At 61.5% G+C, this 572-nt stretch carries 1 protein-coding gene and 1 pseudogene; one reads left to right on the top strand and one right to left on the bottom strand.

Going from position 1 to position 572, the window contains the following annotated elements; genetic code table 11:
• The first annotated feature begins 52 nt into the window (after positions 1-52).
• Positions 53-376 carry a hypothetical protein gene (locus CRM90_RS30095; protein WP_199190115.1) on the top strand — a complete coding sequence of 108 codons (324 nt, stop codon included), beginning with the start codon at positions 53-55 and terminating at the stop codon, positions 374-376.
• A 39-nt stretch (positions 377-415) separates the two neighbouring features.
• Here CRM90_RS30095 and CRM90_RS30090 read toward each other — a convergent pair.
• Positions 416-572: pseudogene (locus CRM90_RS30090) on the bottom strand (IS256 family transposase); the annotation flags it as partial.

The raw sequence follows: 572 nt of genomic DNA, 5'->3' as shown, positions 1-572 counted from the left end.
ACCACCGAGGACCACCTGAAATCCGACTCGCCCACCGGCAAAGTTAACGGCATTGGCATCAAACCCGGGGTGGTTCACCTACGCCCACCTGCGCAGCGAGTTCGAAAACCGGCTACAACAGCTGCAGAACTGCGGTCAGACACCCGACCCGAAAGCAGCACACATCCAACGACTCAACACCGAGGTCGACAAGCTCAGACACCGCCTGGCGCAAGCGGATACCACGTTCGGCGAACTCACCGACTTCCGAACCAGGGCGCTCGCGAGACTCGCCGCCCAACACGAAGAGATCACGCGGCTCCGCACGCTCACCGATCCGAACGTCAACGTCACCCACCTGCCACGAACACGGCAGAAGATCATCGGACCATGCTGACGGGGACTATCCCGCTAACGGTGTTTCCGGCGGTTTTCATCAGTAGGTTTCGGCTGCCGGGAATCGGTCGGCGAAGGTGATCGCGAACGCATTCAGGGCAGGTTTCCACCGCATCGTCCATCGTGCCCTGCCGGCACCGGTTGGGTCCAGTGATCGGGTCACCAGATAGAGGCACTTGAGCGCGGCCTGCTCCGAT

Origin of the sequence: Mycobacterium sp. ENV421 (assembly GCF_002887815.1) — a bacterium.
GTDB lineage: Bacteria > Actinomycetota > Actinomycetes > Mycobacteriales > Mycobacteriaceae > Mycobacterium.
The sequence above is the reverse complement of the archived record's forward strand: the minus strand, read 5'-3'. Positions and strand labels throughout refer to the sequence as shown.